Raw genomic sequence first — 14,136 nt, forward strand, 5'->3', positions numbered from 1 at the left:
CGGTTTCGGCTCGCGCCGTACCGGGTATCACGCGCGAACACCGACGGTCAGGAGCACGAGATGAATCGAACCGCGGGCGCGACCGTGGTAGGCGCCGCACTGGTCCTGTTCACCATGGCGGGATGCGGCGACAACGAACCGACCACGCCGGAGGCGCCGCAGACCTCCTTGCCCGGACCACACGGTGACAACGACACCGCCGAGGCACAGGACACCGTCGACGAGATCCCGGACAGTCCCGCCGGGCAGGCGGTGGTCACCGTTCAAAATTTCGCCTTCTCGACTCCGGCGACGGTGCGGGCGGGGTCGGAGGTGACGATCGACAACCGCGACGGCGCCGAACACTCCGTGACATCGGACACGGCGGGCGCGTTCGACGAGGACGTCGACGGGAACGCCGCCGCGACCTTCCGCGCGCCGACAACCCCCGGCACATACCGGTTCCACTGCAAGTACCACCCTGAGATGGTGGGGACCCTCGTCGTCCAGTGACACGGCCGTCCAGTGACGCCGCCGGGTCACGGCTCCGGGCGGTCCCCGTCGACATCGGGGTGCTCGGCCGCGGAGTCGACGTCGGGCTCCTCCTCACGCAAGCGCTCGTCGAGCGACTCGCCGCGGCGGGACTCCGCCTCGGTGGTGCCGAAGCGGTCGGCCTCCGCCCAGTGGTCGGGCGCGTCGTATCCCACGTCGATAGGATCGGCACCCAGGCGGTCCTCGTCCAGGGACTCCGCACCCGAGGCGGCTCGCTCTTCTTCCTCGATGTTGTCGGCTGGTTCACGTCGTGGTTCGGTCATGGATGGCCTGTGCCCGCACACGGGCCGGCCGAAACGCCCTGGCGGTCCGAGTTCGTCACGCCGGCACCGGGTCGGTGTCGCGATCCCAGCACCTGTGCCGGGAGACCGCGTCGGCGAACTCGGCGAACAGCGCGCTCGGCAGCGCATCGGACGCCGCGGCCGAGGAGATCACGCCGTGCGAGACGACCACGTCGGCCCGATCGGCCAGCTCCTCGCGAATCCCCGCCGCCCGCAACAGATCCAGACCCACTCCGAACGCGGCGATCGGTTTGGCGTGCTTGTATGCCTCGGTGACGAAGTGCACGGCGGCCCCGTCCGCGGCCAAGGTCGCGTTGCTCGACGGCCCGCACGGGACCACCACCGCGTCGTAGAGCACTGACCCCATCGTGTTGATCGCCCGATCCGCGGTGAGGGAGCCACCGGAGCCGCCGAGCATCGCGCCCTCCGTCGGGCCGAGAAGTTCGATCACCGCCCCCAGCCCCTCGAGCGTCTCCTGCAGGCGCTGCACTCCGACGACGTCGACGCCGTCGGCCACCAGCACCGCGATCTTGCGGGTTGCGATCCCGGCTGGCGCCTGACCGGTCTGGGACAGCGCGGGCGAGGCGGCGCCGTCACCGATCATCAGGTCGTGTGATGGCGGGGCCATGCCGACAAGGGGCGCGACCTCGGACGCCAGGGTGTGCGAGAGGAGGTTCAGTTGTGCGAGCACCCGGCCTCGCACGTCCACCGATCGCACCTTGCCCAGCTCGAACCCGAACGCGGCCACGATGTGCCTGCGTTCGACCTCGGACATGCTGTTCCAGAACATCCGGGCCTGGCTGTAGTGATCGTGGAAGCCGTCCGCGCGGATCCGAACCTTCGCCCCTTCCACCAGCTCGGCGCGATGCCGGTATCCGTCCTCGCGGGCGAGCGCGGGGCATCCGCCGCCGAGCGTGTTCTCCGTGTACGCGGTCCGGCCCTGGGGGATCCGGTGCTGACCGTATCCGTCCTGCTGGTTCGTCCGGACGTCCGCGAGTGGCCGGTTGACCGGCAGCTGGGCGAAGTTGGGGCCGCCGAGCCGGATGAGCTGGGTGTCGAGATAGCTGAAGTTCCGTGCCTGCAACAGCGGATCGTCGGTGAAGTCGATGCCGGGAACCACGTTCGCGGTGTGGAAGGCGACCTGTTCGGTCTCGGCGAAGAAGTTGTCCGGGTTGCGGTCGAGCACCATCCGGCCCACCGGGAGCACCGGCACCGCCTCCTCCGGAATCAGTTTCGTCGCGTCGAGGAGGTCGAATGCGAAGGCGTTCTCGTCGGATTCGGGCACAAGCTGCACACCGAGCTCCCACTCGGGGAAACTGCCGGATTCGATGGACTCCCACAGGTCACGCCGGTTGAAGTCGGGATCCTTGCCTGCGATCTGCTGGCACTCCTCCCACAGCAGCGAGTGCACCCCGAGCAGGGGACGCCAGTGGAACTTCACGAACGTGCCCCGCCCGTCGTGGTCGACCAGCCGGAAGGTGTGGACCCCGAAGCCCTGCATCATCCGGTAGCTGCGCGGCAGTGCCCGGTCCGACATCAACCACATCACCGTGTGCAGGGTCTCCGGCTGCAGTGCAACGAAGTCCCAGAACGTGTCGTGCGCCGACTGCGCCTGGGGGATCTCGTTGTCGGGCTCGGGTTTGACCGCGTGGATCAGGTCCGGGAACTTGATGCCGTCCTGGATGAAGAACACCGGAAAGTTGTTCCCGACGAGGTCGTAGTTGCCCTGCGCGGTGTAGAACTTGGTGGCGAATCCGCGCACGTCACGCACCGTGTCTGCGGATCCCCGCGACCCAACCACAGTCGAGAAGCGCACGAACACAGGTGTTTCCACGTCCGACCGGGTCAGGAACCCGGCGGAGGTGTAGGCGGACAGCCGGTCGTCGTAGGGTGCGAACACGCCGTACGCGCCTGCGCCGCGGGCATGCACCACGCGCTCGGGGATCCGCTCGTGGTCGAAATGGGTGAGCTTCTCCCGGAAGTGGAAGTCCTCCAGCAGCGTCGGGCCGCGCTCACCGACCGTCAGGGAGTCGTCGGTGTGCGCGACGGGCACGCCCTGCTGCGTGGTGAGGTGGCCGGTGGACCGGTCCACCCGTGCCGAGTCGAGTTGGCCGTCCTTGGGGTCCCCGTTCCGGGGCTCCTCCCGACGCGACGAGCGTTCCGCCATTTCGAGCACCTCCACACGTGTCCATCGGGTACCGATGTTCCGAACCGGGTGGCGAAGCGGGCGCCGGCGAGGGCGGACCGATCCGCACGCCTTCGGTCCTGCTGGTACCCGGTCGGCCCGTGTGGCAAACCCGGGGGAGGCCTCACCCCTGCGAACGGGCGCGGCGACGGCCGCCGGTTCCTCCCGTTCGGGACGAGGACTTCGTGGTGCGCCTCTTCGGGCTCGAGGCCTTCTCCTCGCCGGAACTCGTCGCCCTGCTCGAACTCTTCTCCTCGGTGGTGCGCTTGCCGGTGGTCCGCTTGCTCCCGCCCGACGACCGGGACGCCTCGATGCTGCTCGACAGTGCCTCGAGGAGGCTGGTGACATCCGCGTCAGGGGCCTGGGTCGCCGCCGGTGGCTCGACCGTCTCGTGCCCCTCGATCTTCGCCTCCACCAGTTCCTTCAGTGCCTTCCGGTAATCGTCGTGGTATTCACCCGGGTCGAACACCGGCTCGGACAGCGCGTCGATGAGCTGGGCGGCCATCTTCATCTCCTTCACACTCACCTGCGGAGGATCGGCGGCGAGGAAGTCGAACTCGGGGGACCTCACCTCGTCCGGCCAGAGCATGGTGTCGACCATGATCACGTCACGATGGACGCGCAGCAGGGCGAGCGACTCGCGCTGGCGGATCGCGATCTTCGTCACGGCCACCTGGCCCGACTTGTTCATCGCGTCGCGGAGCATCACGAACGGCTTCACGGCCGACTTCTCCGGCTCGAGGAAGTAGCTCCTGTCGAAGTAGATCGGATCCACCGATTCGATGGGAACGAACGCGAGAACCTCGATGGTGTGCGCGCTCGGCAGGGGCAGATCCGCGAGATCCTCGTCGGTCAGCACGACGACCTGTCCGTCCGCCGTCTCGTAGCCCTTCCCGATCTCGTCGAAGGGAATCTCCTTGTCCTCGGCCGCACAGAACCTTCGATGCCGCACACGGCTGCCGTCCTCGACGTGGACCTGGTGGAACGCCAGGTTCTGGTTCTCGGTTGCCGCGTACAGCCGCACCGGGACGGCGACCAGCCCGAACGCGATGGTTCCCTTCCACATCGACCGCATCGACACCACACTCCCGGGCTCGAGTTCGCTTCGTGGCATACCCGGCCCGGGCGTGGGCAAACCTCGCGGGCGGTGACCGGAGATCACCCCTGGGTCTCGCCGACGCCCGCGCATCACGAGTTGGGGACCTTCGGCCCTACCCCGATTCCGCGGGGCCGGTCCACGATGGGAACGTTCGAGGTCGTGGAGGTCTCACCGTGGACGCTGTCGGGACGAGTGCGCCGGTCGTGGTCGGCGTCGACGGATCCACCACTTCCTTCGCCGCCGTCAGCTGGGCCGCCCGCGAGGCCCAACTCCACGGATGCCCGCTGCACATCGTCTCCGCGCTCGGCGCCGTCACCGCGACCGGGAACGGAATCCGCCTGCCGCCGAGCTATTTCACCGACCGGGACCGCGTGGTCCGCGCCAACCTCGACGAGGCCGCCGCGATCGCCCGCACCACGGACACCTCGACGTCCGTCACCGACGTCGTCACGTGCGTTCTCGACGGACCTGAACGACCCGCCCTGCTCGAGGCGTCCAAGTCTGCCCGGATGGTCGTCGTCGGCAACCGCGGACTGAGTCAGATCACCACGGCGCTCGCCGGGTCGGTCGCCGTCGCCCTCGCCACCCACGCCCACGGGCCGGTGGTCGTCATCCGCGGCCACGCCGGGCAGACGTCCGGCACCGGCACCGTCGTGGTCGGAGTGGACGGCAGCGAGAACAGCAGACCTGCGCTGGCGACGGCGTTCGAGGAGGCGTCACTGCGCGCGACCGGCCTCGTCGCGGTCCACACCTGGTCCCAGTTCGCGCTGTCCACGGCCTTCGACCGTCACCTCGATCTGCCGTGGGACGAGGTCGAGGTGGCCGAACAGGCGACACTCGCCGAGAGCCTTGCCGGCTGGCCCGAGCGGTACCCGGAAACGCCCGTGACGCGGACCGTGACCCGGGGACATCCGGCGAAAGCACTTCGGGATGTGGCGGTCGATGCGGAGCTTCTGGTGGTCGGCAGCCACGGTCGCGGCGGATTCGCGGGCATGCTGATGGGTTCGACCAGCATGGAACTGCTGCACACCGCGGAGTGCCCGCTCATGATCGTCCGCACCGATCGATCGGACGACGCGGCGGCGCAGGCAGACTAGCACCGGGGACCGGTACCCGGGCCGGCGCCGAGCTCGGTCGGAGAACCTTCTCAGAGCATCTCGTTGACGAGCGCGATCAGCACCAGGCCCAGCACGAAGAACAGGATGACTGCTCCGCCGAGCAGCAGCAGGTGCGGCCAGCTGTCGTCGGATCCGCGTGGGCGCCCGCGGCGGGTCACGGGTCACCGGATCACGATGTCGGCCGCTTCAGCACGGTCTCCCACCAGGAGTCCAACGGGCTGGGGTCCGGCCAGACGATCACGATTCCACTCTCGGCATCCACCGGCGGCTCGGCGGGTGCGCGGCCCTGCTCGACCCCACCCGACTCGGTGCCGGCGGACGTCCTGTCGAGACTCATCGCGACCTCCTCTGCGGCGCGGCACCGATGCGGCCCACGTTCGCGAGTGTCGGATACCCACCTGGGGGATATGGCAAACCTCGATGTGAATCCAACTCCGATGACACTCACTCCGCTCGATCGAACCACTCCCACCCGCTCGCCACCGCGAGGCCGGTGTGTGGCGTGTCGTTCGGCTGGGCACCCACTCGCTCAGGAGGACAACGTGAGAAGGATGAGCGCCGCGACCTGCGCGGCCGCCGCTGTGGTGGCTGTGGCGGTGGGTACCGGATGCGACACACCCGCCGGTGACAAGGCCCCGGATACGGGGAGGCCGACGGATGCCGCTGCGCTGGTCGTCTCCATCGAGGACCACTCGTACGTCCCGACGACACTCGCCGTGCGACCCGGCGTCGAGGTGACGGTCGGCAACGGCGACGAGGTCAGGCATTCGGTGACATCGGACGACGCGGGGGAGTTCGACGAGGACGTCGGCGGCCGATCGACCGCCACCTTCACCGCGCCGATGACGCCGGGAACGTATCGGTTCCACTGCACGTACCACCCGACGATGCGCGGATCCCTCGTCGTGGAGTGAACGCCGTCACCGGCGCAAACCCGCTCGCGCCTAGAAGCACGGTTTTCCCGCCACGCGAGTCGTGCCTCTGCCAAGATGGCGCGAGTGAATTCGGTTGGCATCGCGGAACGCTGGCGCCGCCCGGGCCGCGACCGCCTCGCCGATTCCGCCGGTGCGGCGTCCACGCCGGAAGCGACCTTTCGCCCGGACATCGAGGGCCTGCGGGCCGTCGCGGTCCTGGCCGTGGTTCTCTTCCACGCGGGCGTACCCGGCCTCGGTGGGGGATTCGTCGGCGTCGACGTCTTCTTCGTCGTCTCCGGGTTCCTCATCACCGGCCTGTTGTGGCGGGACGTGACCGCCACCGGTTCCGTCCGGATGGCCCGCTTCTACGGCGCCCGTGCCCGCCGCCTGCTCCCGGCCGGCGGTCTCGTGCTCGTCGCCACGGCGGTCGGTTCGGCACTGCTCCTGCCGCCACTGCAGGCACGGGACGCGCTCGGCGACGGGATCGCCAGTGCGCTCTACGTCGGCAACTACCGGTTCGCGATGCGCGGCACCGACTACCTCGCCGCCGCCACGCCCCCGTCACCGTTCCAGCACTTCTGGTCCCTCGGCGTGGAGGAGCAGTTCTACCTGGTGTGGCCGGCGCTGATCGTCGCGGTCGCCTGGGTGGTGCGGCGACGCTCCCGGGCCCGGACCGAGCACTCGGCGCTGCCGTACCTGCTGGTCCTGGCGGGGGTGGCCGCCGGATCGTTCGCGGTGTCGCTGGCCTGGACCCACACGCAGCCGCCGTGGGCGTTCTTCTCGCTGCCGTCGCGGGCCTGGGAGTTGGCCGTCGGCGGCCTGGTGGCACTGTCCGTCCCGCTGTGGCGCCGGCTGCCCGCACTGCCCGCGGCCTTCGCCGGGTGGGGCGGACTGGGACTGATCGCCCTCGCCTGTGTGCGGTTGGGGGAGACGACACCCTATCCCGGCACCGCCGCCCTGTTGCCGGTGCTCGGCACCGCGCTGGTGATCGGCGCCGGCTGCGCGGCGTCCCGGTGGGGCGTCGGTCGCGGCCTGTCGCTCGGACCGATGCGGGCGATCGGCAGGACGTCCTACTCCTGGTACCTGTGGCACTGGCCCCTGCTTATCCTCGCGCCGGAGCTCGTCGGCCACGAGCTGGGCCTGTCCGGCCGACTGGGTGCGGTGGCGGTGGCCGCCGGGCTCGCGATCCTCACGCTGAACCTGGTGGAGAACCCCGTCCGATTCGCGGCGTCCCTGCGCCGCTCATCGGTGCGCAGCCTCGCGCTCGGCGGCGCCGTGACCGCGGTCGCGGTGGCGACCTGTCTGGCGCTGCTGATGGTGCGCCCCGTTCCGGTCGGCCACGGGCAGGAGGCCGCGGCCTTGACGGTCACCGCACCGACGCAGGTGGCGGCGCCCACCGCCGACCCGCACGACGTCGCGGTACAGGACCTGACCGCCCAGGTGCAGGCCGCGGTAACGGCGTCGGCCGGGTTGGGTCCCGTCCCGTCGAATCTGGCCCCGCCACTGGCCGACGCGCCCGCGAGCAAGCCGGAGGTGTTCCTCAACGGCTGCGTGCGCTCGTGGCTGGAGGTCGGGCAGGACGAATGCGCGTCCGGTGACATCGCGTCGCCGACCACGGCGGCCCTGGTCGGAGACTCGCACGCGGCGATGTGGAGTCCGGCATTCGAGTCGGTCGCCGAGCAGCGGCACTGGCGACTGGAGACCATGGGCAAGGTCACCTGCCCGCTCCTGGATCTGCCGTTGACCAGCCCGTATCTCGGTCGCGCGTACACCGAATGCGACCAGTGGCGCGGCGAGGTCGTCGCGCGGCTGCAGACCGAGCGGCCGCAACTGATCGTGCTGAGCATGTCCCGCCGGTACGGCGGCGACTTCGGTTTCGCGATGTACGGCCCGGAGTATCTCCGCAGCCTCACCGCCATGGTCGCGCAGCTCCGGGCGACCGGCGCGCGAGTCCTCGTCCTGGGACCGATTCCGGATCCACGCGGTGTCGTGCCGGTGTGCCTGTCCGAGCACCTCGACGACGCCACCGCCTGCTCGCCGCAGCGGCCGGCGGCGCTCAGCGCGCCCGGCATCGCCGCCGAGGCCGCGGCCACCACCGCCGGAGGCGGCGAGTACGCCGACCTGTCCGACCTGTTCTGCACCTCCGACCGCTGCCCGGTCGTGGTCGGCAACGACCTGGTCTTCCGCGACGACAACCACCTCACGATCGAGCACGCCCGGGCGCTGGCACCGGTCGTCGGCGCACTCGCGGACCGCGCCCTCGCCCCGCGCTGACGCGTCCGGATCGGCCGACCCCGACGCTGGGGATTCGTGCACGCCGTTCCGGGGTATGCCGGTGACGTAAGGCCGACGGAAGGAAGGGACCTCGTGACCGACGAACACGTCGAAGGATCGAACACCGCCCGCGAACACGCCGGTGAGGCGGTGCGGGACGTCCGAGGCTGGCCGGGATACGGAGGTGTGATGGGCGGCGTCGTCCTGATCGCGCTGTGTGTGCTCGCCGCCGGTTACGGATACGAGGGCTGGGCGTGGATCAGCGGTCTCGCCGGTGCCGTGGTCCTGATCCTGGGAATCGTCGCGGTCGTGGCCGTGAACCGGATGTCGCATTCTGTGAGGACGATTCGTGGTGGGGACCTGAAGCACTGCAACGGGGCGAGCGCACCTTCGATGCGCATCCCACGGTCGGACTGATCGCCGCCCGCATGGTGTCGATGCCGGAACAGCGGGACGATCCGATCTCGGAGCGCATGGAGTCCAGTCCGCTGGGGCGCCTGCCGGACCTGCCGGGCGTGTCGGTGCTCGGTTTCCTGGCGAGTGCGGCGATCGTGCGTCGCGACGCATACCTCGAGGTGGGTGGGTTCAGCAGGCTCCTGCAGTTCGCCGGTGAGGAGGATCTGCTCGCGATCGACCTGTCGCAGCACGGATGGGATCTGTGCTACCTGCCGGACCTGGTGGCGTATCACAAGCCGTTACGCCGCCGACTGCACCGTCGGGCACGCCGACGACGCGAGGAACGCAATCGAATCCTCACGGCGCTCATGCGGAGGCCCGGTGCACACTGCGTCCGGCTTCTCCGGGAACTAGTGGCCGAAACAGCACACGACCCGCGGAACCTCGCCCTGTGGATGTCGCTCGTCCGGCGTGTGCCCGCGGTGGCGCGGAGCGGCTCTGATCGCCGACGCGACACCGTCCGCACGTTCAACCCCGGTGCTCGTCGGTTCGGGCATTGCCGGGCCGGGTAAAACGCCGCCGGAGCGCACACTCAGCTCCGGCGGCCCCTCGGATCGGGCGCGCACCCTCGAGAGGCCCCGCGCGCCCGATGACTTCATCTGGCTCGGTTACTGCCGCGACCGGACGAGCACGTAGTCGAGATCGACGTGCGCGGAAAGCTCCGCACGTCGAGCCTCCACGGCCGCACGAACGCTCGGGAAACAGCGGAAGTGCTGGTCCGCGTCGACGACCTGCAACACCCGCCGGGAACTCTCGTCGGGGACGAGGAGCATCGCCAGGCCACGGAGATCCGCGTGGAGCTGAGCCTCAGCGAGGGCCTGCACACCCGCAATCGACACGAAGCCGGCGTGCGAGAAGTCGACGATGACGGTGCGACGTGCTTCGCGGAGGGCCTTGTCCAGGCCCTTGACGAAGTCGGCGATCACCCGCGCGTCAACGTCGCCGACCACTGAGGCAATGGTCGGGCCCGGTCCACGGACACGACAACACCCGACGCCGTTGACGGATTCGACTAGCGGGTGGGCCAAGCAATGAATGTGGACGCGCACGGCAAACCTCCAACGTGGTCGAACGCAGCTGTTTGCTCAACCGCCGAATGGATTGGGTGGGCCGCGGGGAGTGTCGACCGACAGCGAGGTCCGAGCCGTCAGCGTCAAGGTCGAATCGAAACCCACTACCGGTGTAGCACTCCGCGACAGCCACGGCAACGGACCAATTGTCCAGTCGGGCCGGACCAATACTGAACAGGTCGTTGCAGACAGACAGCCTCCCTCAGCGACGGAGACCCGACGCCCCACATCCCTCACACGGATGCCGGTGGGTCGCCTGACTCAAGACGGGCACGCGCACTCCAGACGAAGACGCTCCGGGGCCGAGAGGTTTGGCCTGGCCAGCGGATGTGGGTGCGCACGGCGACACGTCCGCGGGGGCCGGTCACGGCTGCGGGGCAGCTCGCAACGTGGTGTCACGCCGTACGGGCGCAGTGCGCAGAGCCGGAAGTGTTCGGCTCGTTGCGCCGGCTACGAAGAAACTCGATGCGAGCGGCCCCGCAGGGACTCACCGTATTGAATCAGGTGCTGTATCACCTCCTAGATCAATGGCACGGGGGAGCTACGGCACGCGGTGCCGGCGGTCGGGGGGAGCGCGTTCAGGACCGCCCCTCCTGGCTTGACGTAGACGCGCCGACGTGGCCTGCCCAACCCCCGCCTGTCCTGTGTCACTCGGGACCGGCCGAGGTGAAGGTGGCCGCCGCGCCGTGAGCGTGCACGGCGGTCCTTCTGGCGGAGTGCACGAAGAGGGCATCTCGCCGAAGATGTCGTCAATTACGCTGGCCAGCCATGCCTCGTCGGCGACGAGGCATGGCGCCTGGCCCACTTCGGGGGGAGCGTCGTACACGCGGTCCACGGTGATCATCTGTCTCATCTCCTGAAGCGCGCTCGCACTGCGCCGGACTCAGGCCGTGATCGCTTCCTGACCAGCGGTGGTGTTGATTTCGATCTTCCGCGGCTTGGCCTTCTCCGCCACCGGAATCGTCAACCTGAGCACCCCGTCGGCGTACTTGGCTTCAATCCGATCGGCGGCGAGGTTCTCGCCGAGGAACAACTGGCGGCTGAACACCCCCCGAGGACGTTCGGAAGCCACCATTTCGACGTCCGCGTCACGCACGGGCCGCTCTGCATGCACAGTCAGTACATTCCGCTCGACGTCGAGGTTCAGCGAATCGGCCGGCACCCCCGGGAGGTCGAACTCGACAACGAACTGGTCACCTTCGCGCCAGGCGTCCATCGGCATCGCCGCCGGCCGGGCGACCGTTCCCAGCACCTGCTGGGTCCAGCGGTCGAGCTCACGGAACGGATCAGTGCGCATCAACATCGTGGCCACCTCCAACAAACCCTTCCAGTCTCGGTTCTGTCCCGATGATCCTTCCAACAATCACCACGTTATCTGCATTCCGTGGTATAGATTAGATATAGCACTTGAGTAAGAGTGCGACAAGGGCCGAGAGCTGAAACGGAGATGTCGATGACGAAGGAATCGTCCGCACGGGAAGCGCGCGGGGTTTACGGCATCTCGGTCGCCGCGGAGCTGTCAGGTGTGGGGCCGCAAGCCTTGCGGCTGTACGAACGCAAGGGATTGCTCACCCCTGCTCGCACCGACGGGGGCACGCGACGGTACAGCGATGAGGACATCAACCGACTGCAACGGATCACCGAGCTCATCGACAGCGGGGTGAACCTCGCCGGCATCGCCAAGATCCTGAAACTGGAGAGCCACAATGTCGAACTGCAGACCGATAGCAGCTGGCTGAGGTCCACCAATGCCCGCCTGAAGTCGGACAACGCGCAGCTCACGTCCGACAATGCGCAGCTCACGTCCGACAACGCGCAGCTCACGTCCGACAACGCGCAGCTCACGTCCGACAACGCACAGCTACGACAGGAACAACGCAACAGGAAGGGATAGCCCTGATGACGAACGACACGGACCGGACCCTGACTGTCACCGGTGAAGCGGACCTGATCGAACAGCGTCTCGATGTCGTCGATCAGAACGAACCGGACCTCGATGAGATGGCGCAGGCGGGCGTCGGGTGGGACGCCTCCGAGGCTGACCGGATCGACCAGGCTCTCGCCGTGCCGTGGGACGCCGAGGAGCGCAGGACCTGACAGGGATCGGCCTGGGACTGTTCATGGCTTGGAGATCATTTCGGGAGGGAAGATGACCGAACCGTCAGCGCAGCGACCCGCTGCAACGTCCTCGAGCTTGAGTACCGAGGAAATCAAGCGCCGGATCGAGCAGATGTTCGCCGGCCGCCCTCCGGGCGGGCAGCAGAGCGGCTGAACGCCGCCGCGCCGCACCACCCCCGGTTGGTGGCCTCAGCGCTGGGCACGCGGGTGTCGTTCGACCCCGACACCGTCCCAGTTGCGCTCGCCGGGAGAGCAGCGAGGTTCATAGATCTTTTTCAAGCAGTACAGATTACCTATACCGGAAGATAAGCTTTGGGCGCTCGGCGGGCGCCAGACCCGGTTACTCGACGGATTGAACGCGCCGCAAGGACATCACCGAGCCGCCACACGAGGACCAGGAGGCGAAACCGTGTTGGGATTCGATCCGTTCCGCGACATCGATCAACTCACCGAACGGATGCTGGGAACGAGGGCAGGATCGGAGAGGGTTCCGCGGTTCATCCCGATGGACCTGTACCGCTCAGGGGACCACTACGTGCTGCACGCCGACCTGCCGGGCGTGGATCCGGGCTCGATCGAAGTCAGCGTGGAGAACGGTGTTCTGACTCTGACGGCAATGCGTAGCGAACGCACCGAACACGATGTGGAATGGATGACTTCGGAGAGGTTCGCCGGGCGCTTCGTACGTCGACTTCACCTCGGCGAGGGAATCGACGCGGACAACATCAGCGCCACCTACCAAAACGGCGTGTTGACGGTCACGCTTCCGGCGCAGGAGCAAGCGAAGAGGCGTCGCATCACCGTCGCATCCCGCGGCCAACAGAAGGCGGTCGACGCGAACGCGCCGGACGATCCTGAACAGTCCACAGAGTAACGACGACGCCAGGACCCGGCCGGTCGACAGGAGGCGTGGGTGATGGAGTACCGCCCCGAGCGAGAGGACTGGTATCAGGTCTTGGGGGTGGATCCCTCCGCCAGCCAGGATCAGATCGGCCATGCGTTTCGCCGACTCATCCGCGCCCACCACCCCGATACACGGTTCCGGTCGGACCCTGTCGAGGATGAATGCCTTGGCCGGATCATCGCCGCCTACCGGGTCCTCCGAGATTCACGACGCCGGACAGAATACGACCGCGACCATCCCGATCCCGCGCCAGTTACACCTGCACGGAGCACCGGAACGCCTGTCGACATCCCCGTAACCCAGAAAGCGGCCGACGCCCGGCGACGGTCCCCGCTGTGGGCTGGACCTGTACGTTTCGGGAGGTGACCGCGGGACCGGACGTCGATATCAGCGCCCGTGATGTGGAGGGCAACGGGCGGCAGGCGTGCGAGGCGGTAGCGAGATCGGGGCGTGAACTCCATTAGGTGGCCATGCGGCCGACTGGGGCAGCCAGTGTCGCGGTTCCCGCTTGGACGCGGAACGGATCCAGCTCACTCCGCTGACTCTCGGCGCGCTCGATCAGCTCGTCGAAGTGGATGTTGGGAAGCCGCCGGTCTAGGCCCGCAATGTCGCGCAGGGTGGTCCACAACTGTTTCTTGGCTTCGCCCATCGTGAGGAATTCCAACTCACTGAACCGGCTCAGTGGCGAATAGCCATGTGCTCGTCCGTTGAGTTTGAGTCGTCCCAGTCGTTCTGCGCCCATTGCCAGGCCGGTCTTGAGGGGTTTTCCCGGATGCCCAAGCGGTGCATCATCGTGCGACAGGTCTCGATATCTTCGGCAATGCCTGCCGAAACCCGCGCGAGCGCAGCACCGAGGTCGGTATCGCGGTTCTCGCGTTCAGACCTTCGAGCCATCTCCCGCCAAAGAACACCGAGGGCGAGCTGATCGTTGAGGTAGATGCGAAGTTGCTTCTCCATGCCGCCTCGACTACCCCCGAGTACACAGGAAGAATCCTCTCCCAAGTGCGGATCGCTGCTGGCCCGCCCGCATCCGGCAACGATTGGTCCCCCAGGGACTGGAGATCCCCTCCAGGGAGAAGGACCCATGCCACAGTTCTCGCGTCACGGGGACCGTTCCGCTCCCGGACGACGGCGGGTTCGATAGCCGGACCCAGAGCCCGTCATCTGCCAGGATAGGTACGCGGCG

20 protein-coding genes are annotated in these 14,136 nt (G+C 68.1%); 11 read left to right on the top strand and 9 right to left on the bottom strand.

The window, feature by feature from the left end; genetic code table 11:
- Positions 1–60: 60 nt before the first annotated feature.
- The gene (locus ACWEPG_RS05210; protein WP_450113587.1) at positions 61–492 is read left to right on the top strand and encodes a cupredoxin domain-containing protein; all 432 of its coding nucleotides are present in this window, start codon (positions 61–63) and stop codon (positions 490–492) included.
- 26 nt (positions 493–518) lie between these two features.
- Here ACWEPG_RS05210 and ACWEPG_RS05215 read toward each other — a convergent pair whose 3' ends face one another.
- From ACWEPG_RS05215 to ku, 3 genes are all read right to left on the bottom strand, one after another.
- Positions 519–794, bottom strand: coding sequence for a hypothetical protein (locus ACWEPG_RS05215; RefSeq protein WP_450113588.1), 276 nt, complete (start codon positions 792–794; stop codon positions 519–521).
- Between the two features lie 55 nt (positions 795–849).
- The gene (locus ACWEPG_RS05220) at positions 850–2,979 is read right to left on the bottom strand and encodes a catalase (protein ID WP_452594014.1); all 2,130 of its coding nucleotides are present in this window, start codon (positions 2,977–2,979) and stop codon (positions 850–852) included.
- A 142-nt stretch (positions 2,980–3,121) separates the two neighbouring features.
- On the bottom strand, positions 3,122–4,063 hold the full coding sequence (ku, locus tag ACWEPG_RS05225; protein WP_452594015.1) for a non-homologous end joining protein Ku: 942 nt from the start codon (positions 4,061–4,063) through the stop codon (positions 3,122–3,124).
- 206 nt (positions 4,064–4,269) lie between these two features.
- Between ku and ACWEPG_RS05230 the strand changes: the two genes are divergently transcribed.
- Complete coding sequence (locus ACWEPG_RS05230) at positions 4,270–5,193, top strand: universal stress protein (RefSeq protein ID WP_450113592.1); 924 nt, start codon at positions 4,270–4,272, stop codon at positions 5,191–5,193.
- 50 nt (positions 5,194–5,243) lie between these two features.
- Here the strand turns inward: ACWEPG_RS05230 and ACWEPG_RS05235 are convergent, their stop codons facing one another.
- Entirely contained in the window at positions 5,244–5,372 is a 129-nt protein-coding gene (locus tag ACWEPG_RS05235) for a hypothetical protein (RefSeq protein ID WP_450113593.1), read from the bottom strand.
- An 11-nt stretch (positions 5,373–5,383) separates the two neighbouring features.
- Entirely contained in the window at positions 5,384–5,551 is a 168-nt protein-coding gene (locus ACWEPG_RS05240) for a hypothetical protein (protein WP_450113594.1), read from the bottom strand.
- A gap of 214 nt (positions 5,552–5,765) precedes the next feature.
- On the opposite strand from ACWEPG_RS05240, the gene ACWEPG_RS05245 reads away from it, so the two are divergent.
- From ACWEPG_RS05245 to ACWEPG_RS05260, 4 genes are all read left to right on the top strand, one after another.
- Complete coding sequence (locus tag ACWEPG_RS05245) at positions 5,766–6,128, top strand: cupredoxin domain-containing protein (protein WP_450113595.1); 363 nt, start codon at positions 5,766–5,768, stop codon at positions 6,126–6,128.
- Positions 6,129–6,212: 84 nt separating this feature from the next.
- Entirely contained in the window at positions 6,213–8,402 is a 2,190-nt protein-coding gene (locus ACWEPG_RS05250; RefSeq protein WP_452594016.1) for an acyltransferase family protein, read from the top strand.
- A 93-nt stretch (positions 8,403–8,495) separates the two neighbouring features.
- Positions 8,496–8,819, top strand: a complete 324-nt coding sequence (locus ACWEPG_RS05255; protein WP_450113597.1) for a hypothetical protein — start codon at positions 8,496–8,498, stop codon at positions 8,817–8,819.
- A 20-nt stretch (positions 8,820–8,839) separates the two neighbouring features.
- A complete protein-coding gene (locus tag ACWEPG_RS05260) occupies positions 8,840–9,370 on the top strand; it encodes a glycosyltransferase family 2 protein (RefSeq protein ID WP_452594017.1) in 531 nt (176 codons plus the stop codon).
- Positions 9,371–9,466: 96 nt separating this feature from the next.
- Here the strand turns inward: ACWEPG_RS05260 and ACWEPG_RS05265 are convergent, their stop codons facing one another.
- Positions 9,467–9,907: an STAS domain-containing protein gene (locus ACWEPG_RS05265; protein WP_450113599.1), complete on the bottom strand. Its 441-nt coding sequence runs from the start codon at positions 9,905–9,907 to the stop codon at positions 9,467–9,469.
- Between the two features lie 904 nt (positions 9,908–10,811).
- On the bottom strand, positions 10,812–11,231 hold the full coding sequence (locus ACWEPG_RS05270; RefSeq protein ID WP_450113600.1) for an Hsp20/alpha crystallin family protein: 420 nt from the start codon (positions 11,229–11,231) through the stop codon (positions 10,812–10,814).
- 150 nt (positions 11,232–11,381) lie between these two features.
- Here ACWEPG_RS05270 and ACWEPG_RS05275 point away from each other — a divergent pair, with 150 nt between their 5' ends.
- The 5 genes from ACWEPG_RS05275 to ACWEPG_RS05295 all read left to right on the top strand — a co-directional run bounded on the left by ACWEPG_RS05275 (position 11,382) and on the right by ACWEPG_RS05295 (position 13,316).
- A complete protein-coding gene (locus ACWEPG_RS05275) occupies positions 11,382–11,822 on the top strand; it encodes a MerR family transcriptional regulator (RefSeq protein ID WP_452594018.1) in 441 nt (146 codons plus the stop codon).
- A gap of 5 nt (positions 11,823–11,827) precedes the next feature.
- Positions 11,828–12,025 carry a hypothetical protein gene (locus tag ACWEPG_RS05280; protein WP_450113602.1) on the top strand — a complete coding sequence of 66 codons (198 nt, stop codon included), beginning with the start codon at positions 11,828–11,830 and terminating at the stop codon, positions 12,023–12,025.
- A gap of 52 nt (positions 12,026–12,077) precedes the next feature.
- A complete protein-coding gene (locus ACWEPG_RS05285) occupies positions 12,078–12,200 on the top strand; it encodes a hypothetical protein (protein WP_450113603.1) in 123 nt (40 codons plus the stop codon).
- 255 nt (positions 12,201–12,455) lie between these two features.
- Complete coding sequence (locus ACWEPG_RS05290) at positions 12,456–12,920, top strand: Hsp20/alpha crystallin family protein (RefSeq protein ID WP_450135491.1); 465 nt, start codon at positions 12,456–12,458, stop codon at positions 12,918–12,920.
- A gap of 42 nt (positions 12,921–12,962) precedes the next feature.
- Positions 12,963–13,316: a J domain-containing protein gene (locus ACWEPG_RS05295; RefSeq protein ID WP_452594074.1), complete on the top strand. Its 354-nt coding sequence runs from the start codon at positions 12,963–12,965 to the stop codon at positions 13,314–13,316.
- A 94-nt stretch (positions 13,317–13,410) separates the two neighbouring features.
- Here ACWEPG_RS05295 and ACWEPG_RS05300 read toward each other — a convergent pair whose 3' ends face one another.
- Positions 13,411–13,599, bottom strand: a complete 189-nt coding sequence (locus tag ACWEPG_RS05300) for a hypothetical protein (RefSeq protein ID WP_452594019.1) — start codon at positions 13,597–13,599, stop codon at positions 13,411–13,413.
- 29 nt (positions 13,600–13,628) lie between these two features.
- Positions 13,629–13,907 (bottom strand): hypothetical protein, encoded by a 279-nt coding sequence (locus ACWEPG_RS05305; RefSeq protein ID WP_452594020.1) that lies wholly within the window; start codon positions 13,905–13,907, stop codon positions 13,629–13,631.
- Between the last annotated feature and the right edge of the window lie 229 nt (positions 13,908–14,136).

The sequence above is a fragment of the Rhodococcus sp. NPDC004095 genome (assembly GCF_053604015.1).